The organism is Polymorphospora sp. A560, from assembly GCF_045781765.1.
GTDB classification, from domain to species: Bacteria; Actinomycetota; Actinomycetes; order Mycobacteriales; family Micromonosporaceae; genus Polymorphospora; species Polymorphospora lycopeni.
Map to the genome: position 1 here is coordinate 1,785,563 of NZ_CP122282.1, position 23,413 is coordinate 1,808,975.

General features: G+C 72.8%; 21 protein-coding genes and 1 riboswitch. Of the genes, 7 read left to right on the forward strand and 14 right to left on the reverse strand.

Annotated elements, in window-relative coordinates:
- Window positions 1–111 precede the first annotated feature (111 nt).
- Complete coding sequence (locus QCD66_RS08195; RefSeq protein WP_375734779.1) at window positions 112–1,578, forward strand: lysostaphin resistance A-like protein; 1,467 nt, start codon at window positions 112–114, stop codon at window positions 1,576–1,578.
- A 78-nt stretch (window positions 1,579–1,656) separates the two neighbouring features.
- Here QCD66_RS08195 and QCD66_RS08200 read toward each other — a convergent pair whose 3' ends face one another.
- From QCD66_RS08200 to QCD66_RS08210, 3 genes are all read right to left on the reverse strand, one after another.
- Window positions 1,657–2,055, reverse strand: coding sequence for a hypothetical protein (locus QCD66_RS08200; RefSeq protein ID WP_364209410.1), 399 nt, complete (start codon window positions 2,053–2,055; stop codon window positions 1,657–1,659).
- 175 nt (window positions 2,056–2,230) lie between these two features.
- Window positions 2,231–2,377: a hypothetical protein gene (locus QCD66_RS08205; protein ID WP_357539330.1), complete on the reverse strand. Its 147-nt coding sequence runs from the start codon at window positions 2,375–2,377 to the stop codon at window positions 2,231–2,233.
- Between the two features lie 370 nt (window positions 2,378–2,747).
- Window positions 2,748–3,149: a VOC family protein gene (locus tag QCD66_RS08210; protein ID WP_375734772.1), complete on the reverse strand. Its 402-nt coding sequence runs from the start codon at window positions 3,147–3,149 to the stop codon at window positions 2,748–2,750.
- A gap of 336 nt (window positions 3,150–3,485) precedes the next feature.
- Between QCD66_RS08210 and QCD66_RS08215 the strand changes: the two genes are divergently transcribed.
- Together QCD66_RS08215 and QCD66_RS08220 are read left to right on the forward strand one after the other, a co-directional pair.
- Window positions 3,486–3,845 (forward strand): STAS domain-containing protein, encoded by a 360-nt coding sequence (locus QCD66_RS08215; RefSeq protein WP_357539328.1) that lies wholly within the window; start codon window positions 3,486–3,488, stop codon window positions 3,843–3,845.
- Window positions 3,846–4,038: 193 nt separating this feature from the next.
- On the forward strand, window positions 4,039–4,878 hold the full coding sequence (locus tag QCD66_RS08220) for a serine/threonine-protein kinase (protein ID WP_375734771.1): 840 nt from the start codon (window positions 4,039–4,041) through the stop codon (window positions 4,876–4,878).
- Between the two features lie 137 nt (window positions 4,879–5,015).
- On the opposite strand, the gene QCD66_RS08225 is transcribed toward QCD66_RS08220, so the two are convergent.
- The 5 genes from QCD66_RS08225 to QCD66_RS08245 form a co-directional block, all read right to left on the reverse strand.
- Complete coding sequence (locus tag QCD66_RS08225; protein WP_375734770.1) at window positions 5,016–5,957, reverse strand: DUF559 domain-containing protein; 942 nt, start codon at window positions 5,955–5,957, stop codon at window positions 5,016–5,018.
- Between the two features lie 158 nt (window positions 5,958–6,115).
- Window positions 6,116–7,096 (reverse strand): GlxA family transcriptional regulator, encoded by a 981-nt coding sequence (locus QCD66_RS08230; protein WP_375734769.1) that lies wholly within the window; start codon window positions 7,094–7,096, stop codon window positions 6,116–6,118.
- 7 nt (window positions 7,097–7,103) lie between these two features.
- The gene (locus QCD66_RS08235) at window positions 7,104–7,700 is read right to left on the reverse strand and encodes an isochorismatase family protein (protein WP_375734768.1); all 597 of its coding nucleotides are present in this window, start codon (window positions 7,698–7,700) and stop codon (window positions 7,104–7,106) included.
- Between the two features lie 131 nt (window positions 7,701–7,831).
- Window positions 7,832–10,834, reverse strand: a complete 3,003-nt coding sequence (locus tag QCD66_RS08240) for a glycosyl hydrolase (protein ID WP_375734767.1) — start codon at window positions 10,832–10,834, stop codon at window positions 7,832–7,834.
- A 398-nt stretch (window positions 10,835–11,232) separates the two neighbouring features.
- Complete coding sequence (locus QCD66_RS08245) at window positions 11,233–12,333, reverse strand: FAD-dependent monooxygenase (protein ID WP_364209429.1); 1,101 nt, start codon at window positions 12,331–12,333, stop codon at window positions 11,233–11,235.
- A gap of 61 nt (window positions 12,334–12,394) precedes the next feature.
- Between QCD66_RS08245 and QCD66_RS08250 the strand changes: the two genes are divergently transcribed.
- The gene (locus tag QCD66_RS08250) at window positions 12,395–12,952 is read left to right on the forward strand and encodes a TetR/AcrR family transcriptional regulator (protein WP_375734766.1); all 558 of its coding nucleotides are present in this window, start codon (window positions 12,395–12,397) and stop codon (window positions 12,950–12,952) included.
- Between the two features lie 81 nt (window positions 12,953–13,033).
- Here the strand turns inward: QCD66_RS08250 and QCD66_RS08255 are convergent, their stop codons facing one another.
- Together QCD66_RS08255 and QCD66_RS08260 are read right to left on the reverse strand one after the other, a co-directional pair.
- A complete protein-coding gene (locus QCD66_RS08255) occupies window positions 13,034–14,086 on the reverse strand; it encodes a coiled-coil domain-containing protein (protein WP_375734765.1) in 1,053 nt (350 codons plus the stop codon).
- Between the two features lie 3 nt (window positions 14,087–14,089).
- Window positions 14,090–14,219: riboswitch (cyclic di-AMP (ydaO/yuaA leader) on the reverse strand.
- 157 nt (window positions 14,220–14,376) lie between these two features.
- Window positions 14,377–15,291 (reverse strand): cation diffusion facilitator family transporter, encoded by a 915-nt coding sequence (locus tag QCD66_RS08260; RefSeq protein WP_375734764.1) that lies wholly within the window; start codon window positions 15,289–15,291, stop codon window positions 14,377–14,379.
- Window positions 15,292–15,458: 167 nt separating this feature from the next.
- On the opposite strand from QCD66_RS08260, the gene QCD66_RS08265 reads away from it, so the two are divergent.
- Both QCD66_RS08265 and QCD66_RS08270 read left to right on the forward strand, forming a co-directional pair.
- Entirely contained in the window at window positions 15,459–15,806 is a 348-nt protein-coding gene (locus tag QCD66_RS08265) for a type II toxin-antitoxin system RelE/ParE family toxin (protein ID WP_375734778.1), read from the forward strand.
- A complete protein-coding gene (locus QCD66_RS08270) occupies window positions 15,799–16,116 on the forward strand; it encodes a helix-turn-helix transcriptional regulator (protein WP_364209438.1) in 318 nt (105 codons plus the stop codon). The genes QCD66_RS08265 and QCD66_RS08270 overlap by 8 nt, the downstream gene beginning before the upstream one ends.
- 21 nt (window positions 16,117–16,137) lie before the next feature.
- On the opposite strand, the gene QCD66_RS08275 is transcribed toward QCD66_RS08270, so the two are convergent.
- From QCD66_RS08275 to QCD66_RS08285, 3 genes are all read right to left on the reverse strand, one after another.
- Window positions 16,138–18,675: an ABC transporter permease gene (locus QCD66_RS08275; protein WP_375734763.1), complete on the reverse strand. Its 2,538-nt coding sequence runs from the start codon at window positions 18,673–18,675 to the stop codon at window positions 16,138–16,140.
- Window positions 18,676–18,861: 186 nt separating this feature from the next.
- Window positions 18,862–20,973: a HelD family protein gene (locus QCD66_RS08280; protein WP_375734762.1), complete on the reverse strand. Its 2,112-nt coding sequence runs from the start codon at window positions 20,971–20,973 to the stop codon at window positions 18,862–18,864.
- 176 nt (window positions 20,974–21,149) lie between these two features.
- Window positions 21,150–22,091: an alpha/beta fold hydrolase gene (locus QCD66_RS08285; RefSeq protein WP_375734761.1), complete on the reverse strand. Its 942-nt coding sequence runs from the start codon at window positions 22,089–22,091 to the stop codon at window positions 21,150–21,152.
- A 236-nt stretch (window positions 22,092–22,327) separates the two neighbouring features.
- Between QCD66_RS08285 and QCD66_RS08290 the strand changes: the two genes are divergently transcribed.
- Entirely contained in the window at window positions 22,328–22,930 is a 603-nt protein-coding gene (locus QCD66_RS08290; RefSeq protein WP_364209450.1) for a carbonic anhydrase, read from the forward strand.
- A gap of 65 nt (window positions 22,931–22,995) precedes the next feature.
- On the opposite strand, the gene QCD66_RS08295 is transcribed toward QCD66_RS08290, so the two are convergent.
- Window positions 22,996–23,325 carry a hypothetical protein gene (locus tag QCD66_RS08295; protein ID WP_357543820.1) on the reverse strand — a complete coding sequence of 110 codons (330 nt, stop codon included), beginning with the start codon at window positions 23,323–23,325 and terminating at the stop codon, window positions 22,996–22,998.
- Between the last annotated feature and the right edge of the window lie 88 nt (window positions 23,326–23,413).

The following is a 23,413-nucleotide window of genomic DNA, read 5'->3' on the forward strand; positions in this document are numbered from 1 at the left end:
GCGCGACCCGGGGTGGCCGAGTGCGGCTGGTCGTGTCCTCGGTCGCAGTACGCGCCGGTCGGTTCCGGGCTGTCGGGCGGTGCCCGTACCGGGGATGCTTGCGGGGTGACCATGCCCCCGCCTGGAATCGCCTACCACCGGCTGGCCCGCACCGCCCGGCACCGCTGGTGGCGTCCCGTACTCGGCACGCTGCTCGTGCTCGGCGGCCTGCTGGCGCTCAACTGCCTGCTGTTCGCCGTCGCCGAGGCGGTCAGCCTGCTCACCGACGCGCCCCGCGACGCCGACGGCTGGTACGACTTCGGCCCGATCCCCGACACCGCGCTGCTGGTGCTCAGCATCGCCGTCGCACTGCCGGTGGTGTACTTCGCCGCGTGGGCGGTGCAGCGCCGCCGCCCGGGAACGGTGTCGTCGGTCACCGGACGGCTGCGCTGGCGCTGGCTCGGCGTGTGCGTGCTGGTCGCCGTACCGGCGGTCGGTGCCCTGCTGCTCGGCGCCTCGGCCCTGGCCGCGGCGACCGGCGCCGGCGACGACTTCGAGCTGACCCTCGGCGGCTGGGTGGGGTGGCCGGTCTTCCTGGCCGGAATGGCGATGGTGCTGCTCCTGGTGCCGTTCCAGGCGGCGGCCGAGGAGTACGTCTTCCGCGGCTGGCTGATCCAGGCGATCGGCGCGTTCCTGCGCAACCCGTGGCCGGCGATCGGGGTGCAGGCGGTGCTCTTCGCCGCCGCCCACGGCTGGGGCACCACGTGGGGGTTCGCGAGCCTGACGGTCATGGGAGTGGTGACCGGCTGGCTGACCGTACGCACCGGCGGCCTGGAGGCCGCGGTCGCTCTGCACGTGGTCAACAACGTGGTCGCGTTCGGGTTCTCGGCCGCGACCGGAACCCTGGAGGCCGACGAGACGCTGGCCGACGCGCCGTGGCAGCTCGCCGTCGTCGACTCGGTGGTCAGTGTCGGGTTCGCGCTGGTGGTGCTGTGGCTCGCCGGCCGGCGAGGGCTCGTGACGCTGGCCTCGCCGGCCCTGCTGGCCGTCCCCGTGCCCGCCGGCGCACCGCCCGTTCCGGCCTTCGGGCCCGGGTATCCACCGGCGTCCGGGCCGGGGTACCCGCCGGCGGGCGGTGGGTATCCGCCGGCGTTCGGGCCGGGCTATCCGCCGGCGGGCGGAGGGTATCCGCCGGCCTCCGGAGCCGGGTATCCGCCGGCTGCCGGGGGTGGGTATCCGCCGGTGCCGGGGCAGCCGTACCCCTGGCCGGCCGGGCAGCAGGGTGCCCCGGTGGGGCCGCCGCCACTGCCCGGTCAGCACTATCCGTGGCCGGTGCAGGGGTCGGGCTGGCCGCCGGGGCCGGGCTGGCCACCACCCGGATCGGTTCCGTCCGGACCGATGCCGCGCGGCTCCGTGCTGTCCGGTCCCGTGCTGTCCGGTCCGGTGTCACCGGATCCGATGCCACCCGGTCCGGTGTCACCGGCGCCAATGCCACCCGGTCCGGTGCCGCCGGTCGACGGGCCGGCGCCGGGCGCGCCGCGCCGGCCGGCGGAGGCCGGGAACGCCGACGCCGGACCCGATCTGCCGGTCGGTCACTGAGCGGACAGGATCGTGGCCGGGCTCGGCCGCCGAGCGGGGCCGCCTACCTGGTGGGTACGCCGCCGGCCGGTCGGCGTCTTACTTGGCGGGTACGCCGCCCGGCCGGTCGGCGTCGACGAACTCGATCCGCTCGTCGTGGTCGTCGCGGGAACGGGCGACGGCCGCCCGGGCGGCGGTGCCGACGGCCCAGCCGAGCGCGGCACCGACCACACCAGCGCCGATGATCCAGGCCCACGGCAGCGACGAGGTCGTACGCCGGCCGGCGAGGGCGTCGAACGCCGCACCGGCCCGGTGCCACGCCTCGTCGGCCATGGTGGCGACCCGGTCGCCGGCCTCGTCGGCGAAGTGGGCAGTGCCGCGGCCGGCCGAGCGCGCCGTGTCGCCGGCGCTGTCGAGGACCGAGCTGAGGTGCTGCCACGCCTGGTCGGCGATCCGTTCGGGCTTGCTGCGGCGATCCAGAAGGTTGGTTCCGAACATCGTGCTACCTCCTCGGGTGCCGAACGAAGTAGCCACTTCGGACAGAGGCGTCAGTTCGGCGCGGTTTCGTGACTCGGAGGTGCCCGCCCGCGTACGGCGGCAAACCCGCGCCGGGCGGGTCGTCTGGTGGGTGTTTCAGCCGGTACGGGCGGGATGCCCGGAGCGGGAGGTCGGGTCAGCGGATCGAGACGACCGCCGGGCGGGCGGCGAAGTCATCGTCGTCGTCGTCATCGTCGTCGTCCCCGGCGGGACCGAAACCACAGGCCAGTACCAGGGCCAGCAGCGCACCCACACCGGCGAGACCGAGCAGCTTCTTCAACATCGTGTCCTCCATCGTCGGTGGACCGTCGGGGCCGATGCTAGTGCGGGCGGGCAACCGACCCACCCGGTCCGACCCGGTACGGACGCCGCCATTCCTTACCCCGTCAACCGGACGTCGTACCCAGGGCAGGTCAGGGCGCGCGATCGGGTGGTCGGGGGACGGGCGACCGGCCGGCGGACACCGGGGGAGCGGGGTGTGCCTGGTGGGACAGGTCACCCCGGGCGACACCGCCGGGGTGGTGCCGTGGCCGGCACCTCTAAGGTTCCAAAGTCCGTGGACGGGCACCCGCACGACGGGGCCGGCGGGCTTTCGGCGCGGTGTCCGTGCGGGTCTGACCGGCCCCGCGGACGCCGTTCGCCCCGTCAGTCGGTCAGTGCCGGGTGGCCGGGCCGGTGTAGGAGCAGATCTCGATCAGGTTGCCGTCGGGATCGCGCAGGTAGACCGAGACCATCGGGCCGACGGCGCCGGTGCGCTCGACCGGGCCCTCCTCGACCGGTACCCGACAGGCGGCGAGGTGGGCCAGGACGTCGGCGAGCGGTCCGCGACTGACCAGGCACAGGTCCGCGGAGCCCGGAGTCGGGCGGTGGGCGGCCGGTGTCGCCTCCCGGCCGGCCTGATGCAGGTTGATCTTCTGGTTGCCGAACTCGAGTGCCCGCCGGCCGGAACCGGAGGTGACCGGGCGCAGGCCGAGGACCCGGCGGTAGAAGCCGACCGTACGGTCGATGTCCGCGACGGTCAGGACGAGGTGGTCGACCCGCTCGATCTCGATCACCGGCTGCTCCTCCCCTCTTGCGCATCCTCGCCGCCCGGCGTGCCGGCCGCTGGCGGATTGCCCGACCGGGGGTTGGGCGGCGGGACCGACCTGGCCGCCGCCCGGGCGGGTCGATCGGCCGACCGGTTAGTGTGGGGTGCGCAAGGGCCGGTTTGAGAGAACCAATCACGGGGAAATATGTCGCCGCCTGTCCTGGTATGGGCAGATTCTGCGCCGGGGTAGTTCCGGGGAAACCCAGGGACCCCGGGGGTAGCGGCTGCAACGGGGGAGGAATACTCTCGGTCGCGGCCTGCGTACTGACGAGGCACCCGGTTGCGGGTGAGTGGAGGTGATCGCGTGAGCCTGTCGATCGTCACGTCGACGCTGCCCGGTGGAGTGGTGGAGATCGCTCCAAACGGGGAGATCGATGTCGACTCGGCGTACGAGGTCCGGGAAGCCGTCGCCTCGGTGCTCGCCAAGAGCCGACCGACCCGGATCCAGCTCAACATGCGCGAGGTCAAGTTCATCGACTCGGTCGGCATCAGCGCCATGGTGGCCGGCTTCCAGACCGCCGAGGTCAGCGGCGTCAAACTCGTGGTGACCGAGCCCAGCCGCTTCGTGCACCGGCAGCTCTGGGTCACCGGCCTTCTCGGGCTCTTCGGCGCCCCCGAGCCCTACTTCGCCGGCGCGGCCCAGACCCAGCTACCGACCGGCTGACCCGCCCGCGATCAGCATCTGATCCGCCGGGCGGTTCCTACCTGATCCGCCGGGCGGTTCCTGCCCGGTTCGCCGGGCGGTTCCCTACCCGATCCGCCGGGATGATCCTCACCCGATCCGCCCCGGCGGATCGGTGCGCCCGGCGCGGCCCGGCGCCCTTGTCCCGCCCGGCGCGGTGCGAAATAGTCCCTCCGTGACATGGCTACGGATGGGCACCGCTCTCGTCCGACGCTATGTCCTGCTCGGCCCGATCGGCCGCGGTGGTGTGTCAATGGTCTACCAGGCCGTCGACGCGCACTCGGCGGAGAACAGGGCGGTCAAGGTGCTCGCCCCCGCGATGGCCGACAGTCCGCGCGCCCGTGGCAACGTACGGCGGGAGGCGATGATCACCGATCGGCTGCGCCACCCCAGCGTCCCCCGCGTCTACGACTACGGCGACGCACCGCTGCCCGACGGCACCCTCCTGCCCTACGTGGTGCTGGAACTCCTCAACGGCATCCCGCTCGCCGTCCGGCTGGCCGGCGGACCGCTGCCCTGGCGGGAAGCGGTACGGATCGCGGCGACCGTGGCCGACGTGCTCGCCGTCGCGCACCGCCGCGGCGTCGTCCACGGCGACGTACGGCCGGACAACGTCATGGTGACCCGGGCCGGGATAAAGATCATCGACTTCGGGCTGGCCACCTCGCTCGACACCCCGGTGCCTTCCGGGCCCGGCGTCGCCCGGCCGGCCGACGACGTCTACGCCCTTGGCGTGCTGCTCTACGAGATGGTGACCGGCCGTTCGCCGTACCCGGGGGTGCGCCCCGGCGGGATGCCGGCCGCCGTACGGCTGCCGGCGCTCGCCCCCGCGCCGGTACTCGCCGTACCCGGGCTGCCGTCCGCGATCGCGGACCTGTGCCGCGCGTGCATGGCGAAGCGGGCCACCGATCGCCCGGACAGCGCCGCCGTCGCCCTGGCCCTGTGCTCCATACCGGACGGTGGCCGGGCGCCCGCCCCGGCCGGCCGTTGGCACGTGCCACTGGCCGGTGTCTGACCGCCACCGGTTCCGCCGCCCCGGCGCCGGTTCTGCCGTGCCGCCACCGGTTCTGCCGTCCCGGCGCCGGTTCTGCCGCCCCGGCGTCATCCGCTGTCCCGGCGTCATCCGTTGGCCCGCGACAGCCGTTGGCCGCGTCAGCCGTTGGCTGCCCGCCGGCTGGCCAGGATCGCGAGGACCTCCCGGCGTACGGCGTCGGCCTCCTGCCGCAGCCGCCGGTGGGAGAACCGCACCACGAGGATGCCCACGGTGGCGAGCAGCGCGTCGCGGCGCAGGTCGATCTCACGCTGCCGGGGATCGCCGTGGCTCGCGGCCCCGTCGAGTTCGATGTCGAGCAGTTCCCGTTCGGCGTACACGTCGAGATAGACGGTGCGTCCACCGAGCCGGATCGGCGCCTGCCGCCGGAACCGTGGCATTCCCGGCCCCGTGAAGACATGGTCGTGCCCCCAGATCTCCAGCGCGCTGCGGCAGCCGGCGGCCAGCCGGTCGAGCAGCGTACGAAGCTCGGCGCGGCCGGCGAGCCTCGGCGCTGCGGCCAGCACGTCGGCGATCCGGCCCGGGGTCGTGCGCCGGTCGTTGACCGCGCGGATCACCGGTGCCGCCCGATCGACCGCCGGCAGCAGCGGCCAGGCGTCGACCAGCGTCTGCTCGAGCCGGGTGACCGGCACGCCCCGCCGGTTCAGCACCACCAGGTTCTGGCGTTGGTGGACCACCACATGGGGGCGGCTGCGGATGCCGGCTCCCGCCGGAACACTGAGATGCATCGCCTCGCCGGTCGCCTGTTGCCGGAGCCCCCACACGTCGAGTGCGGTCGTGTGACTGAGCGCTCCTCGGCCGGCAAGGTAGGCGGCCGCCACGCGGCGGGCCAGATCACGGTCGAGGTGTGCCAGCAGACCCTTTCTGTTCCCGACCGGACCGGGCAGGAGCGCCGCGTCCAGGTAGACGCCCGGGAGTACCCGGCGCAGGTGACCGGCCCGGCAGGCGCCGTCCAGGCTCCAGACCGGAACGACCTGGCTGGCTTGGGCGCGGCTGACCAGGCCACCACACCGGTCCACGAAGAGCCGGAGTTCAGGATGCACTCGATCGACGGTGCCACGATCGAGGGAGCCGGAGACAGCGGAATCATGCGCCTGTGGACAGGGGCTGGCCTGCCTGTGGACGACGGCGCCGAATGCACTCGATCATCAGTCGTCGACCTGTGCGACACGCCGCCGGGCTGCCGGGAAACGACTGATGATCACGGCGCGTGGAGCGGCGCGTGGAGCGGCGCGCCGGGCGGCGTGCTGGGCGGGGGTGTGGAGTGGACTGGCGCTGGGCGGGTGGCCCGGAGGCGGCGGAGCATCCGGGCGTCCTCGAAGCCGACCGCGCGGGCCGCCGCCTCGGCCGTCGCGCCGTGCCCGATCAGGTGCTCGGCCCGTTCCAGCCGGAGCAGGTGCTGGTAGCGCAGCGGGGTCAACCCGGTCGCGGCCGTGAACCGCCTGGTCAGGGTGCGTTCGCTGACCTTGCAACTCGCGGCCAGGGCGGCCAGCGGCAGCCGTTGCGTGAACCGCGCGTCGATCAGGTCCTGCGCCCGGTGCACCACGTCGCTGAGATGCCCGCGGTGCCGCAGCATCGTGCTGGCCTGCTGCTCGTCGCCGTTGCGGCGGGCGTAGACCACCATCGACCGGGCGACCCGGGCGGCGGCCGCGGGGCCGTGCCGGGCGGCGACGAGGTGGAGTGCCAGGTCGATTCCGCTGGCGATGCCGGCCGAGGTCACCACCCGGTCGTCGACGACGTACAGCACGTCGCGGACGACCCTGGCCCGGGGATGGCACCGGGCCAGCTCGTCCTGGAGGTCGTGGTGGGTGGTGCAGCGTCGCCCGTCGAGCAGACCGGCCCGGCCGAGCAGGGCGGCGCCGGCACAGACACTCGCCACGGTGCCGCCGGCCGCGTGGTGATCGGTCAGTCGCCGGATCGTCGTCGGGCCGACGTGTCCGTGGCGGTGCAGGGTGGGCGCCCGCCAGCCGGGTACGACGACGAGGTCCGTCGGGTCCAGGTCGGGCCAGACCGTGCCGGCCCGCACCGGCAACCCCTGTGCGGTGGGTACGTCCTCCTGCTCCGCGACGTAGCTCAGCCGGTAGTCGTAGCCGAGCTGGGCGGCGGTGGAGAAGACCTGGGCCGGACCGGCGAGGTCGAGCAGGTGCAGCCGGGGCAGCAGCAGGAAGACGACCCGGGACACGATCCGGTCAGCCGCCCGTCGGTGCGCCGGTCAGTTCGGCGACGGTGCGGATGGTGGCGAACCGGCCGGCGAGCGCGTACTCCGTACGGGCGACGATGTCCCGCGGGTGCAGGGTGCGCGGGTCGGCGAGCAGTTCGGTGACCGACAGGTCGGCCGGCGCGTCCCGGTGCGGGATCGGGTTGGTCGCGGTCGCGTCGGTGACGAAGGTGACGTCGAAGCCGAGGTCGGAGCCGACCCGCGCGGTCGTCTCGCAGCACTGCTCGGTACGGATGCCGGCGATCGTCAGGGCGCGGACGCCCCGGGTGGTGAGCAGTCGCTGGAGCCCGGTGGTGGTGAACGCGTTGTGCGAGGTCTTGGTGATCAGTGGTTCGCCGTCGCGGGGGACCAGGCCGTCCATCAGCCGGACGTGGCCGCTGGCCGGATCGAAGACCGTGCCGCTGCCCGGCTCGCTGTGCAGGACCCAGACGACCAGGTCACCGGCGGCGCGGGTGGCGGCCACCAGGCGGTCGACCTGCTCGACGATCGCCGGGTTCGAGATCGTCGACCACAGCGGCCGCCGGCGGAAGGACTCCTGTACGTCGATCACGACGAGTGCGTTTCCCATGCGGTGAGCCTCGCCCCCGATCGACCTGCCCGGAAGACACCATCATGCCGCGCACCGGACGGATCCGGTCAGCCGGCACGACGACGGCGGGAGGCCCTGGCCAGGGCCTCCCGCCGTACTTCAGGTGCGGGTCAGGACAGCGCGAACGGCACGGTCACCGTGGACTGCCCGCCCTGGGCGGCCGTCGCGTCGACGCGCACGGTGGTCGGCGCACTGCCGATCGCGTTCCACAACTCCAGCCGTACGCAGCCGTTGTTCATCGCGGCGAACGATCCCGACGACGAGCGCAGCCCGGCCGCCTGGGTGTACGTCTCGGTGCCGGCGATCGGGTCGGTGGCGAAGTAGTGGTAGGTCTCCACGCGGCTGTAGTTGCCGGTGCCGGTGAAGTCGTACGACACCCGGGCCTGGACCCCGGCGCCGACCGCGGTCCCCGCGTCGACGTGCAGCGCGAACTGCGTCGACCCGCTGTGCGAGCCACGAAGCCCGCAGATGCGGTGGGTGACCTGGTTGTTCGGGGTGCCGTCCCAGTTGCCGTTGGCGGCCGGCAGCGTGACCGTGGTGGCCCCGCCGCCCGCGCTGGTCGACAGCGCTCCGGCGGAGCGTACGAACAGCTTGTTGGAGCCGACCGGTGGCGGCGTGGTCGGTGGCGGCGTGGTCGGTGGCGGCGTCGTCGGCGGGGGAGTGGTCGGCGGGTTGGTCGGGTTGACGCCGCCGCCCGCGTTACCGCCGCTCCAGGTGAACGCCCCGGTGGTCGCGGTCTTGCCGGCGGCGACGGTCAGGGTGCGGCCGTCGGAGAAGGTGACCGTGATCGGGTTGCGGGTGATGTTCGACGCCACGTAGGTGCGGGCACCGTTCTTGTTGAACACCGCGTAGAGCGGGTGGTTGGCGGTGACCGTGGTGTCGACGTTGCCGAGCGCGGCGAGGTTGCGGATCCAGTGGAACGTGTGGGCCCGGCTCTCGCCCTCCTCGACCGGATAGTTCGGGTTTGCCCGGAAGCTGGACAGGGCGGCGTCGCCGTTGCCGAGGGCGCGGAACGACCACAGGATGTCCTGCCAGACGGTCGGCTGGCCGCCGTTGTTGCGTACCAGCTCGTCCCAGTTGGTGCCGATGTAGGCCGGGCGGTAGCCCATGTAGAGCGAGCCGCCGGTGATCGGCAGCATGTTGATGCCCTGGATCATCTCCGGCTCGGCGCTGAACCAGGTGGCGTACGCGCCGCCGTCGCCCCACACCATGCCGACCGTGGAGTGACCGAACGCGGCCGGGAAGTTCTGGTTGGCCGAGTCGAACCAGTACTCCTGGATCGCCTGCGCCTGCGTCGTGTAGATGTGCAGGCCGGCGTCGCGGATGGTGTTGTTGCCGGTGGCGATACCCCACTGGATGAGGGCGTTGGCGAAGTTCATGCCCTCCGACGACGACTCCTGGTTGTTGCCGGCGAAGAACGCCCCGTGGCCGGAGGCCCAGTCGTGGCCGGCGTAGATGTCGAAGTCGCGCAGGAACGGGAACATCGAATCGTTGCGGTCGGGGTTGTTGGCGTCGCGGATCAGCAGGTTGACCATGCCGCCGTACTGGCTCTGGCTGGCCCAGTTCGGGTCGAACTTGGCCAGGGTCGCCGCGGCGGCGATGTAGTAGCCGTAGTGGAAGTGGTGGTCGTTGAGTTCGGTGTCCGAGCCGTACGAGCCGGGGAAGCCGACCAGCGTGCCCCACGCCTGGTTGTAGGCGAAGAGCCGCTGCGTCTTGCCGGTGGAGGCGGTGAACCAGTCGTTGAGCCGGGTCCGGATCGCCGACAGCAGGTGGTCGCGCTGGGCGGTCCGGCCGAGCTGGTCGGCGATCTCGACGCCGCGGGCGGCGCGGCCGAGGGCCTTGCCGGTCCAGTAGGTGTCGTTGCCGAAGCCGGCGAACGGGTCGCCGGACGCGAGCTGGTCGAGATAGCCGCCGAGGGTGGCCAGGTCGGCGCCGCTGCTGGTGGCGACGGCGGGCAGCTCCGGCAGCACGCCGTGGTACTTGATCGCGGTGGTGAACGACGACGCGCCGACCATGTTGCGCATCGGGCCGCGCGGCGAGACGTACGTCTGGGCGATCGTCGAGCCACCCGACAGGTTCTTCCACTGGTGCGGGTACAGCGAGATCACCGTGCCGCCGCCGGAGCCCTCCCGGGCGGTGGTGGTGAACGTGTACGTCGCGTTCACGGTGCTGGTCGCCTGGTTGAAGTTCCACGCGACGCGGGTGCCGGTGACGTGCCGGTGCGCGTACGTCGCGTACGTGTTGGCGAGGTTCGTGCGGTCGGTCGCCGACGTCGACGGGGTGGTCGGCAGCAGCGCGACCGAGAAGTAGCCGCGACCGGCGAGGTTGGACCGGATCGTGGTGCCACTGACCGTCCAGGTCGAACCGGTCGGGCCGTACGCGACGTAGTCGTGGCCGCGCATCGAGAAGCCGACCCGGTTGCCGCTGTTGGACCAGACGGTGGGGGTGCCGGGGAAGCTGAGCTGGGCGTCGCCGCCGGTGACCTGGGCGTAGACGAACGGCAGGCCGTGACCGATGGTCGCCTTGAGCGTGCGGGCACCGTCCGACCAGTACGGCGTGACGGTCCAGTCGGTCCAGCCGTCGACCTTGGTGTCGGGGGAGTTCAGGCCGGCGACGCCGAGGGTGAACTCGCGGGTGTACGGGTAGTGGTACTCGCCGACGCCGGTCGCGCTGCCGGAGATCGCCGCCTCGGTGGTGTAGGAGACGCCGAGCCCGCCGGATTCCGGCTGGAACGACATCGGGTGGGCGTGCAGCGGCCCGGAGTGCTGACAGCTACCGATCTGCTGCTTGAACAGCAGCGACGACCACCAGTCGTTGGTCGGTACGGCACCGGCGGGAGCGTTGGCGGTGACGTACTGCCGCGGGTTGTTGGAGATGTTGCCGCAGGCGACCGGGGCGGGAGCACCGGCCGGGCGGCTGGTGGCGTAGCTGCCGGCGCCGATCGTGGCGGCGTCGGCGCTGCGCAGCATGGTGAACGACAGGCCGGTGGCGGCCAGCGTGACGGTGAGGGCGGCGGCGATGCCGCGCCATCGGGCGGCGGGACGGCCGGCCCGGGCACGCACGCCGCGGCGGTGGCCGCCGCCGGGCGTGTCGTGACGGACGGTCGGGCTCATGGTGCCTCCGGAGGTGGGACGCAACGGGGATCGAATTTCGAACGCATTAACTGACCGTTGCATGGAGGTGACCAGAGGGCAGGGTCGTCTGTCAATGTCCAGGGGTCATGTTTAACGGATTTCTAAGCCGGACTTGGGGCTCGGTTGACAGCATCGGCCGGAGCGGATATAACTCTGCTCAGAGAGCGCTCTCACAAACCCTCCGAGCGCTGCTGACCAGAGGACTCCGGGTGGTCGACGGGGTTCATGAAGGTTTGTGTAAGAGCGCTCTCTGCAACGGTGGTCGTACGTCGCGTCACGCCCTGGAAAGGAAAGCCGGCGGCCCGGGTCGAGCTTTGTCCGGGGGGATCGTTAATTGTTAACGCATCGCCATTGCCCGCGAACTGAAAAGCCGCCGGTCAGGCCGGCGGGCCGAACGCCGTCGCGACGCGTACGGCGACGTCGCGGACCCCGGTGAACCGTCGGGCCTGCGCCATCCGGCCCATCAGCCGGGCGGTCCGGGCCAGCCGCTGCGTCGGCCGGCGCCGCTCCCGGTCGTACGCCGCCAGGGCGGCCCGCACGTCGTCGGTCCCGGCCAGCCGGTCGGCGATCGTCACCCCGTCGATGAGCGCCTCGCAGGCCCCGCGCCCGAGGTCCGGGGTCATCGCATGGGCCGCGTCACCGATCAGCGCCACCGTGCCGTCGACGTACGTCCGCAGTGGACGGTCGAGGTCGTAGAGGTCGTGGCGGAGCATCTCGTCCGGCGAGACGGTGTCGAGGACCCGCCGTACCCCCTCGTGCCACCCGGCGAACGTGGTCCGCAGCGCCGCCAGATCCCCCTCCGGAAAGCGGGTGCCCTCCGGGGTGAGCAGCGTCGCATACCAGTTGGTCCGGCCGTCCTCGCGCGGCGTGGTGCCGAACCGCCGGCCCGGCCCCCACGTCTCGGTCAGCGCCTCGACCGTCCCGTCGACCGTGCCGCGCCAGGCGGTCGCGCCCACGTAGCGCGGGCGGCTCGCCGGCCCGAACAGCGTGGTACGCGTCTGGCTGAAGATGCCGTCGGCGACCACGACCACGTCGTGGGTGGCGCGCAGCGTCGCCAGGTCCCGTCGCCCGTTCCCGTTCGTCACCGCGGTGCCCAGCTCGACGATTCCGGCCGGCAGCGCGTCGGTGAGCAGGCCGACCAGGGCCGGGCGGGAGATCAGGTGGACGGTGTCGCCACTGCGCCGGACCATGGCGGCCGTGTCGATGTGGCCGATCGTGCTGCCGTCCGGCCGCCGCAGCGACCCGCCGCGCTGTGGGGCGCCGATCTCGCGTACCCGGGACCCGAGCCCCAGGGCGTCCAGCGCACGCAGGGCCTGCGGCCACATGCCGAGCGCGGTGCCGGCCGGGTCCCGGTGCGGCGAGCGCTCGAAGACCCGTACGGCCCACCCGGCGCGGTGCAGCCGGATCGCCGTGGCGAGGCCGCCGATGCCGCCGCCGATGATCGCTGCCGACCGTGTCGTGCCATCCCGCTCGCTCATGTCGCCACCGTACTACGGATGTAGTTGCTGGTACTACGGGTGTAGTTGTTAGGGTGAGCACATGCCGAGCAGGCAGGACCAACTACTGGATGCCGCGATCGAGGTGCTGGGCACCGGCGGCCCACGCAACCTCACCCACCGGGCCGTCGATTCCCGGGCCGGACTCCCCGCCGGCTCCGCCTCCAACCACTTCCGCACCCGCGAGGCGCTGCTCTCCGGCATCGTCACCCGGCTGGTCGAACTCGACCGCGTCGACTGGCAGGGGCTCGCCGCCACGGTCCGCCCACGCGACGCCGACGAGTTGGCCGGCGCCCTGGCCGACTTCGTCCGGTACGCCACCGGGCCCGGCCGGCACCGCACCCTCGCCCGCTACGCGCTCGGCCTCGAGGCCGCCGTACGCCCGGCGCTCCAGGCCGAACTGCGGCGCGGCCAGGAGGTGATCGTCGGATGGGGCGTGGTGTGGCTGCGCGACCTCGGCTCGACCGACCCGGCGCGGGACACCCGACTGGTCATGGACCACCTGGACGGCACCATGCTGCACCAACTGTCGATGCCGGTCGCCGACTTCGACCCCCGCCCCGGCATCCGGGCCGTGCTCGCCGGCGTACTCGGTCGTTGACGACGATGGCCGGGCGCCGGGTCCGGCGCTGACGACGATGGCCGGGCGCCCCTCGGGCGGCCCGGCCATCGGTCGCTTCGGCTAGTACACCGACAGGTGTACGTGGTTGGTGTGGTCGCTGGACGGGTCGCCGCCGCCCCGGTACGCCTTCCAGCCGCTGCCGGGCAGCCAGATCTGCTTGAACCAGATCACGTAGAGCACGCCGAGCCGGCTGGCGTTGTTGACGTAGTACGCGGCCAGGTTGTTGCCGTATGTGCGGTCGCCGCCGGTCGCCACGCCCCCGAACCCGCCCTTCTGGGCGGCGAAGTCGCAGGCCCGGCCCTTCGGGTGTTCACCGGAGCCACCGCTGCGGTAGCAGGAGACGTACCGGGTGAAGCCGGCCGCCTTGGCCTGGTTGAGCGCGTGCAGCGTGCGCGGGGTGATGCAGCCCGAGGTGGTCGGGTCGTTGATCGTGCACCCCTCGCTGGGCCACGAGCCGTTGGCGTTGCGCGGTGCCGGCTTCGCCGACGCAGACCCGGAACCCGACCCGGAGCCCGAGCCCTGCACCCCGGAGCTGGACTGGCCGCTGCCGGCCTCGGCCAGCGCCCGTTCGGCCTGCTTCTTGCGCTGCTCCATGGTGGCGAGCTGCTTCTTCTGCTCGCGGATCTCGTTGTCGATCGCCGCGCGGGCGCGGGTCTGGAGCTCCTGCGTCTCCTGGAGCAGCCGCAGCTGCCGGTCCTCGCTGGTGGCGAGGTTGCCCAGCGCCGTGGTCCGGTCGAGGAAGCCCTCCGGTGAGCTGGTGTTCAGCAGGGCGGCGATCGGGCCGATGCGACCGGTGCGGTAGGCCCGCGAGGCCAGCTCGCCGACCGCCTGGCTGCGTACGGTCAGCTCCTCGCCGATGGTCTTCAGCCGGGCGTCGAGTTCCTTCTGGCGCGTGGTGGAGTTGTCGAGCGCCGCCTTGGCGTCGACGTATCCCTTGGTGGCGGCGTCGAGCTGGTCGCGCAGCTTCTTGGTGCCGCCCTCGTCGATGTCGCCCGGCGCGAGTGCCTGCCGGGCCGGGACGCTGCCGACCGGCGCGGCGGTCGCCGGTGCCGCGCCGAACGCGACGGCGACGGCCAGCAGCGCGGCCAGGAGTCCTTTTTCTCTCAACCTCACGAACAGTCCTTCCGTCAGCCGCCGACCGGGTTAGCTGACGGGTTCGGGACGGAAGATCCCTACCGCTGTCGCGGATGCACCCCGAGTAACGATGGTTCCCCGGCTCGCCAAGGCGATTAGGCGACGGCCGCCGCAGGCACCGAGGGGCGCCGCCCGGCGGAGGCCGCGGCCGAGCCTACCGGTAGCCGTCCGGCGGGCGGGGGACAGCAAGTGCGGTGATCCACTGATATTTCAGGACAAAGCTGGCCGACAGTATCAGGCAGGTCACGAAACTTAAGTCGCAGCTAAGGTCACCAGTGCGCCGGGCCGCAATCGCCCTTCGACGCAGCGGGTTCGACCTGCAACGTGGCGTGTTCGATGTGGAAGTCGTCGTGCAACGCCTCCCGCGCGGCGGCCAGCACCGCGCCGACCTCGGCGGCCGGGTCGACCGTCAGGTGCGCCGAGGCGACATCCATGCCCGAGGTCAGTGTCCACACGTGCAGGTCGTGCACGTCCGACACCCCCGGTACGGCCGCCAGCCGGGCCTGCACCGCCGGCACGTCGAGGTGCTCCGGGGCGGCCTGGACCAGGATCCGTACCGCCGCCCGGGCCAGCTTCCAGGTGCGCGGCAGGATGAACAGGCCCACCGCGACCGCCACCACCGGGTCGACCCAGTACCAGTCGGTCAGCGTGATCAGCCCGGCGGCCACGATGACCCCGACCGAGCCGAACAGGTCGCCGAGCACCTCCAGGTAGGCCCCGCGCACGTTGATGCTCTCCTGCGCGCCCGCGCGCAGCAGCATGAACGCGACGATGTTGGCGATCAGGCCGAGTACGGCGACCAGCATCATCGGCCCGGCCAGCACGTGCGGCGGATCGTCGAACCGGCGTACCGCCTCGATCAGCACGTAGATCGCGACCCCGAAGAGCAGCACGGCGTTGGCCAGCGCGGCGAGCACCTCGAGCCGGTAGAGGCCGAAGGTCCGCTGCGGGTCGCCGGCCGCCCGGCGGGCCGCCGTGATCGCGGCGAGGGCCATCCCGATCCCGAGTACGTCGGTGAACATGTGCCCGGCGTCGGAGAGCAGCGCCAGCGAGCCCGTGATCAGGGCGGCGACCGCCTCGACCACCATGAAGACGGCGATCAGGAAGAAGGCGGCCCACAGCCGTCCCCGGTGCTTCTCGCCGGCCCGCTTCGCCTGCGCGCCGTGGTCGTGCCCGTGTCCCACGCGCTCCGCCCTCCGTCCGGTGGCCACCCCGGCGGCGGCCCGATCCAATGTATGTTCACATCGCTATGTATGCAAACATTGCACTGGTAACCACTTCCGGTAACCGTCACGGTCGGCGAAGGGTTTACTGTTCGCTATACTCCGTTCGTGGGGAAGCCGAGTGGGAGATATACGTCGTCGACGAGGTGCGGGATTGGATCGATGGTCTGGACCAGGCGACATACAACCGGGTTGTGCAGGCGCTCGACCTGCTCGCGGAGGTCGGTCCTGGCCTTGGGCGGCCGCTGGTTGACACCATTCGCGGATCGCGGCTTGCCCGATTGAAGGAGTTGCGGCCGGGGACCGTGCGTATTCTGTTCGCTTTCGACCCCTGGCGCACAAGTATTCTCCTGGTCGCCGGTGACAAGGCGGGGCAGTGGAACGCCTGGTACCGCGAAGCCATCCCGTTGGCTGAACACCGGTACGAGATCTATCTCAAGGAACGAGCCGGCACGGATGGAGAACGCCATGACTGACTACACCCGGTGGAAGGACGTCCGCGCTGAGTATGTCGCCCGTGCCGGGGGCGAGGAAGCCGTGGCGGCTGGCAAGAAGGAGTTGCTCAACGAGGTGCTGGGCTACCGTCTTGCCGAGATCCGCCGGGCCCGGGGGCTGACCCAGCAGGAGGTCGCCGACCGGATGGGGGTCACCAAGGGTCGCGTCTCCCAGATCGAGCAGGGAAAGATCTCTGGCCAGGACGTACTCGTCCGGTTTGCCGCCGCGCTCGGCGGGCGTCTGCATCAGGCGATCTACTTCGAGGACGGGGACATCTCCGCCATCGCCTGAACCCTGGCCCGTTGCACCCCTTCAGCCGTGGTCGGCCATCGCGGTGACGATCGGGGCGCGGGCCGCCCGCCGGGCCGGGAGCAGCGCCGCCAGCACCCCCGCACCGGCCGCCAACGCCACGAACAGCCCGAGCTGACCCACCGGCACGACCGGCAGGCCGTGGCCGTACGCGCTGATCAGTCCGGTCGCCGCCGCCCAGCCGACGGTCACCCCGAGCAGCACCCCGGCCAGCGCCCCGACCGCGGCGACCAGTGCCGCCTCGGTCAGCAGGACCGCCCGTAGCTGCCGGCGGGACATGCCCAGCGCCCGCATCGTCGCCGACTCGCGGGCCCGTTCGAACACCGACAGCGACAGCGTGTTGCCGATGCCGAACAGGGCGATCAGCACCGACATGCCGAGCAGGGCGGCGAAGATTCCCAGCAGTTCGTCGAGGGACGCGGTCAGCCGGTCGGTCTGGTCGGCCTGGCTGCTCACCTGCACCACCGGGTGGTCGCGCAGCACCGCGTCGATCGCCTGCCGCCCGACCGCCGTCGTGACCCCGGGAGCCAGGTCGACCAGCAGTTCGTCGGGCTGACTGGGGCCGTACACGGAATCGAACTGCTCGGCCGCGACGAGCGCGGCGCCCTCGGTCGGCGCGTCGTCGTAGACCGCGACCACGGTGAGCGTGCCGAGGGTGCCGAGCGGCACCGGGTCGCCGACGGCGAGTGCCCGCGCGTCGGCGAGCCGGCGGCTGACCGCGACGGTGCCCGGCCGCAGGCCGGCGATGTCGCCGTCGACGACCTCCGGCACGATCGGGCCGCGGAGCTGCTCCGTCGGTACGCTCCACACCCGCAGCCGGTCGTCGAGAAGCTCGTGCCGCAGGCGTACCTCGGCGACGGTCGCGAACTCGGGCCGGGCGGCGAGGACACCGGCGAGTTCCGGCGGCAGCGGGCCGCGCCGGGCGTCGGGTGCCCCGTCGACCCGGGCGTTGCGGAGCACGAACTCGACCGGGAAGTTCTCCTCCAGTTCCCGGCCGGTCTGCTCGCGGGCGGTGGCGAGCAACACGCTGAACATCGACATCAGCGCGACGCCGATCATCAGCGCCATCGTGGTCGCCGCGGCCCGGCGCGGGTTGCGCCGGGCGCCCGCCACGGCCAGCCCCGGTACCGAACCGAAGATCCGGGCCGGTAGCCAGCCGACCGCCCGGACCGCGGCCGGCACCAGCAGGGGGGCGGCGACCACGGTGCCGAGGAAGACCAGCATCCCGCCGCCGAGCACCAGCGGCAGGCCGGCGAACGCCATCGTCAGGCCGGCCGCCCCGGCCAGCAGACCGGTGCCGGCCAGCGCCGCCGCCACCACGACCCGCACCGTACGGCCCCGGCCGGCCGGCTTCTCGGCGAGCGTGCTGTCGCGCAGCGCCGTCAGCGGGCTGACCCGGCCGGCGCCGAGGGCGGGTACGAGCGCGGACGCCACCGCCACGAACGTGCCGAAGCCCAGTGCCACCGCGACCGTCGGCCAGCGCACCACCGGGGCGTGCAGCGGGATGTCGGTGGCGACGAGTTCCCGGCCCCAGATCAGGCCGTACCCGACGAGCAGGCTCGCGACCAGCCCGCCGACCGACGCCACCACCCCGAGCAGCAGCGCCTCCAGCAGCACCGAGCCGGCCACCTGCCGGCGGGTCGCGCCGACGCAGCGCAGCAGGGCGAGTTCGCGGGTGCGCTGGGCGGCCAGGATCGCGAACGTGTTGTAGATGACGAAACCGGACACGGTCAGCGACACCAGGCCGAAGCCGATCAGCACCGCGAGGAAGCCGTCGACGTACTTGGCGGCGTCGCGGGCCAGCCGGTCCCGCAACCGGTCGCCGGTGATCACGTCGTAGTTGGGGTCGACGGCGGCGGCGATCCGGTCGCGCAGCACCGCCGGGTCGGTGCCGGGCCGCGCGGTCACCACCACCTGCGAATACCGCTGCGTCGTGGTGAGCCCGGTCAGGTCGGCGGTGGTCAGGGCCAGCACCGACGAGCCGCCGTAGAGCCGGTTCACGCCGAGGTCGAGGGCGCCGACCACGGTCAGCGGGTGCGGTTCCCCGGCCCGGTCGACGACAGTGATCACGTCGCCGACGGCGTACCGGGCCCGGTCGAGGGTGCCCTGCTCGACCGCGACCTCGCCGGCCGCCGCCGGCAGCCGGCCGGCGGTCACGTCGTACGGGGCGAGCGCGTCGACGGTCGGCAGCGACAGGGCGTAGCCGATGTGCGAGCTGTTCATCAGCAGCCGGCCGTCCCGGTCGAGCATGCCGAGCCAGGCGGTGGTGCGGCCGTCGACGGCGGCGACCCCCTCGACCGCCCGGACCCGATCCACCGTGCCGGTCTCGATCATCTCGGTGGGGCGCGGCTCGACGACGACGTCGACGTTGCGGGCCGACCGGGCCAGGTCGTCGTAGAAGGCGGCGCGGGCCGTGTCGCCGTAGACGAGGGTGCCGGCGAGGAAGCTGACCCCGACGACCACGGCAGCGGCGGTCAGGAGCAGCCGTACGGCATGCGCCCGCAGGCCGGCCAGCGCCAGCCGCAGCAGCGGCCGGTTCAACGGGAGGTGGCGGGTGGGAGGGCGCTCTGCACGCGGTCAGTCTCCCGCCGGCGCCGGGCGCGCGACCATCCACCCTCCTGTCAAGATCCGGACAGCCGGCCGGCGGGCCGGCGCGCCGCTCGGCCGCGCCGCAAGATCCGCGTGATCAGGGGCCGTGGCAGGCGGCGCGCCGACGACACGCGCGACTTACTCCCTGATCACGCGGATCTTGGTTAGGCGTTGGGTGGCTCGGGACAGAGCTACGTAGAGGGTTCGCGCGCCGGCTTCGGCTGTGATCTCGTCGGGGGCCAGCAGGAGTACGCCGTCGTACTCCATGCCCTTGGACTGGAGGCTGGTCACGACCTGGAGGCGGGGGGTGGTGGTCAGCAGCTCCGCCAGCCAGGTCGCCACCTGGGGGTGGCGGGCGGCCGGGGTGATCACGCCCACGGTGCCCTCGACCTCGGCCAGCAGCCGGGGCGTGGCGTCGTGGACGGCCGTCCGCAGTTCGGCGTCCGGCACGGTCAGGGTGACCGGGGGTACGCCGGTCGAGCGGACCGCCTTCGGCAGCGGCAGGTCCGGCAGCACCGCGCGGATCACGGCGGCGGCCTCGGCGAAGATCTCCGCCGGGTTGCGGTAGTTCGTGGACAGCGTGAACTCGTGCCGCCGACGGCTGCCGAGCGCCCGGTCGCGGGCCCGGGCCAGTTCGGCCGGGTCGCCGGTCCACGCGGTCTGCGCCGGGTCGCCGACGACCGTCCACGACGCCAGCCGGCCGCGCCGGCCGAGCATCCGCCACTGCATCGGCGACACGTCCTGTGCCTCGTCGACGACCAGGTGGGCGTAGTCGCGGTAGTCGTCGGGGCGTTCGACCGCCGCCGCGCGGGCGGCCCGCTGCCGGTCGGCGTACGTCGTCACCTCGCGCACGCCGTCGCGCACGTGGTACGGGTCCTGCCCGCGGCGCTTCGGCTTCGGCGGCCGGCCCATCAACTCGTCCAGTTCGTCGAGCAGCGCCACGTCGGCGATGGTCGGCCCGTCGGTGGCGAGCGTCCGGTAGGAGTCGGCGAGCAGCCGGATCTCGGCGTTGGACAGGATGCCGGTCGCGTACCTGCGCAGCCGGGCCGGGTCGGCGAACCAGGCCAGCACGTGCCGGGGCAGCAGCCGGGGCCACCAGGCGCGCAGGAACGAGCGGAACTCCTCCCGTTCGGCGAGGTCGTCCTCGAACTCGATCCGGGTGATCAGCTTTCCGGCGCGGGCCTGCGGCCACAGCGCGTCGAAGAGGCCGTCGATGCCGGCCCGGCGCACCTCGTTGCGGCGGGCGCCACGGGGCAGGGCCCGGTCCCAGATCCGGTCGAGCCGGGCGGCGTCGAGGTGCAGCAGTTCGCCCCGGTAGAGCAGCCGCAGTTCGGTCGGGCGGTCGGGTACGCCGTCGCGGACCGCGCGTTCGAGCACCCGCCGCATCCGCAGCGAGCCCTTGACGGCGGCGACCGGCGTCGGGTCGGCCCGGGTGGCCGTCACGCCGACCACCAGCGAGCCGAGGGAGCGCAGCGTGGCCGCGTCCTCGCCGAGCGACGGCAGCACCGAGCCGATGTAGTCGACGAAGACCGCCGACGGGCCGACGACCAGGATGCCGCCGCCGGCGTACCGGCCGCGGTCGGAGTAGAGCAGGTAGGCGGCCCGGTGCAGGGCGACCGCGGTCTTGCCGGTGCCCGGCCCGCCGGAGACGACGGTGACCCCGGAGCCGGGGGAACGGATCGCCTCGTCCTGCTCGCGCTGGATGGTGGCGACGATGTCGCGCATGCCGGTGCCCTTGGCCCGGGCCAGCGTCGCCAGCAGCGCCCCGTCGCCGACGACCCGCATGTCCGGCGGGGCGGCCTGCGGGTCGAGCAGGTCGTCCTCGACCCCGGTGACCCGCTCGCCGCTGGACTGGATCATGCGCCGCCGCACCACGCCGCGGGGGTCGGCGGCGGTCGCCTGGTAGAACGCCGCCGCCGCCGGCGCCCGCCAGTCGATCAGCAGCGGCTCGCCGTTCTCGCCCCGGATGCCGAGCCGGCCGACGTGCAGCACGGTGCCGGCCCGCAGGTCGAGCCGGCCGAAGACCAGGCCCTCGTGTTCGGCGTCGAGCACGTGCCGGCGCCGGGCGGCGTGGAAGACCATCGCGTCGCGCTCGACGAGGGCGCCGAAGTTGCCCACCCCGGCCAGCCGGTAGCCCTCCTTCTCGGCCCGGGCGGCCGAGGCCCGCAACTGGGTCAGCCGCGCGTAGACGCGGTCGACGTGCCGCTGCTCGGTGGCGATCTCCTGCTGGACGGTGCTGACGTCGGTCAACGTGTGGGCTCCCGGGCGACGGTCGGTGGCGGCCCGACCAGGGTACGGGGCAGCGACCCGGCTTGCGGCATCCCCGTACCCCACCACCCAATTCCGCCGATCTTGCACTTATCGCCCGACAAAACCGCGCAAAAAGGGGGAGACAAGCGCAAGATCGCGGAGAGTGTCGCGGCGGATCAGCCGGTGAGGGCGAGGTGGGGCTCCAGGGCGCGGGCGGTCACCGCGCGCAGGGCGGTGTTGACCTCGTCGGGACGCTCCAGCATCAGCATGTGGCCGGCGCCGGGGCAGACCGTCAGTTCGGTGGTCGGCAGCGCGTCGGCGATCGACTCGGCACACGCCGGCGGGGTGAGCCGGTCGCGGTCCCCGACCAGGGCCGCCGCCGGCACGTCGCCGAGCGCGGCGAGGGTGTCCAGCCGGTGCTGGGCGCCGATCGAGGGGCGCAGCCCGCCGATGGCGCACATCCGGGCCCGGGACACCGCGGAACCCGCGAGCCGTACGTCGTCGGAGGCGCACTCGGTGCCGAATAGCAGCCAGCGCAGCGACGGGCGCAGAACCCGCATCAGCAGCGACGGCGGCCGGCACGAGCCGCACCGGGCGAGCACCCCGGCGCCGGCCGTCTCGGCGATCCGGACCAGGCGGGCGAGTGGCGCCGGTAGCCCGTACTCGGTGTGGGTGTGTCCCTCGGCGGTGGTGGAGACGAAGAGCAGCCCGGCGACCCGGTCGGCGAACGCCCCGGGGTGCCGGTGGGCGTACTCCATGATCGTCATTCCGCCCATCGAGTGGCCGGCGAGCACCACCGGTCCGCTCGGCACGGCCTGTTCCAGCACCCGCGCCAGGTCGTCGCCGAGTTGCGCCAGGGTGGCCGACGGCAGGGGAGCCGAGCCGGAGCGTCCGTGCCCGCGCGCGTCGTACGTCACCACCCGGATCCGGTCCCCGTACGCCTCGTGCAGCGCGACCCGCTGCCGGCGCCAGATGCGTCCGTCGAGGGTCCAGCCGTGCAGCAGTACGACCGTCAGCGGGGCGTCCGGCGGCCCGGTCGACTCGACGTGGGCGGGTACGCCGGCGGAGAACTCGGCCGGAACGACGGTGACCACCGGTTCGGCGACCGGACTGGGCATGGGCGGACACCTCCCCGTTCGATCGACGGCCACCCCCTTACCAGTGGGTAACCATGGTGCCCGGGACGGGGTTGACTTGTCGTTGTTTCGGGATCTTCGTCACTTTCGCTGGGCTCCCCGCCGGGGTCCCTGATGCTTACCCGGCATCCCAATTGGTGAACCGTTCCGGTGACAATGGTCGCAATCCGGTTCCCGACCGGCCGGTAGCGAATCAAGCTGACTGGGTGTCGTCGCCCATGAGCACCGAGAACGCTCCCGCCCCACGCCGCACCGCCGGGCCGATGGAGGCGCTGAGCGACCTGCTGGCCGGAAACCGGCGCTTCGTCGGTGGCCGGCCCCGCCACGGCCACCATGTGTCGGCCGCCGCCGCGGCCGCGTCCGGTGAGCAACAGCCGTCCGCCGTCGTCATCGGCTGCATCGACTCGCGGGTGCCGTTGGAGGCGATCTTCGACCAGACCTTCGGCTCGATCTGCGTGGTGCGGTCCGGGGCGCACGTGCTCGACCTCGCCGTACGCGGCTCGGTCGAGTTCGCGCTCGGCCAGCTCCGGGTGCCGCTGGTCGTCGTACTCGGGCACCAGCGCTGCGGCGCCGTCGGGCTGACCATCGAGGCGTTGCGGGCCGGGCAGCGGCCGGACGGCGCGCTGGCCTACCTGTTCGACGAGATCGCCCCGGCCGTCCTCGAGGTCGGGCTGGACGCCGAGGACCTGCAGACCAAGGCCGTACGCCGGCACGTCGAGCGCACCGTCGAGCGGCTGGGCACGTTCGCCGTGCCGGGGCAGGTCGACGTCGTCGGCGCCGTCTACGACCTGAACAGCGGCAAGGTCGCGCTGCTCGACTGACCGTCGGTGGAAACGGAAGCGCCCCGCCGTCGGCGGGGCGCTTCGGTGTCTTTCGAGCGGAGGACTCAGCCCTCGAAGACGCCGGCGTCGACCAGGCGCTTCTCGGTGGCGTCCCAGCCGTCGCCCGGGTGCGACGCGGCGAGGGAGTTGATCTCGGCCCGGATCTTGGCGGCGTGGCCCGCGCCGGCGAGCACCCGGATCTCCTCGACGAACGCCTCGGAGTCGGTGCGCAGGTGGGCGGTCTTGCCGTTGGTCAGGTTACGCACGTAGGCGAACTTGCCGCCGTTGAGCGGGATCAGGTACTTGAACTCGCCCAGCACGCTCAGGGCGCCACCCTGGCCGGCCTGGCCGGCGCGGACGGATGCGCGGGCGGTCTTCGAGGTGTTGCTCGCCACGGAGGTACTCCTTGCACGACATGCACGACATGGGAAAGGCACACCACTCTACCGCATCCGCCAACCGTCCCTCAGGCGCCGATCGGGA

Bases quoted from the DNA above. Each gene is read 5' to 3' on its own strand.
- QCD66_RS08195 (WP_375734779.1), top strand. From the start codon at position 112: ATGCCCCCGCCTGGAATCGCCTACCACCGGCTGGCCCGCACCGCCCGG.
- QCD66_RS08200 (WP_364209410.1), bottom strand. From the start codon at position 2,055: ATGTTCGGAACCAACCTTCTGGATCGCCGCAGCAAGCCCGAACGGATC.
- QCD66_RS08205 (WP_357539330.1), bottom strand. From the start codon at position 2,377: ATGTTGAAGAAGCTGCTCGGTCTCGCCGGTGTGGGTGCGCTGCTGGCC.
- QCD66_RS08235 (WP_375734768.1), bottom strand. From the start codon at position 7,700: ATGGGAAACGCACTCGTCGTGATCGACGTACAGGAGTCCTTCCGCCGG.
- QCD66_RS08240 (WP_375734767.1), bottom strand. From the start codon at position 10,834: ATGAGCCCGACCGTCCGTCACGACACGCCCGGCGGCGGCCACCGCCGC.
- QCD66_RS08245 (WP_364209429.1), bottom strand. From the start codon at position 12,333: ATGAGCGAGCGGGATGGCACGACACGGTCGGCAGCGATCATCGGCGGC.
- QCD66_RS08250 (WP_375734766.1), top strand. From the start codon at position 12,395: ATGCCGAGCAGGCAGGACCAACTACTGGATGCCGCGATCGAGGTGCTG.
- QCD66_RS08270 (WP_364209438.1), top strand. From the start codon at position 15,799: ATGACTGACTACACCCGGTGGAAGGACGTCCGCGCTGAGTATGTCGCC.
- QCD66_RS08285 (WP_375734761.1), bottom strand. From the start codon at position 22,091: ATGCCCAGTCCGGTCGCCGAACCGGTGGTCACCGTCGTTCCGGCCGAG.
- QCD66_RS08290 (WP_364209450.1), top strand. From the start codon at position 22,328: ATGAGCACCGAGAACGCTCCCGCCCCACGCCGCACCGCCGGGCCGATG.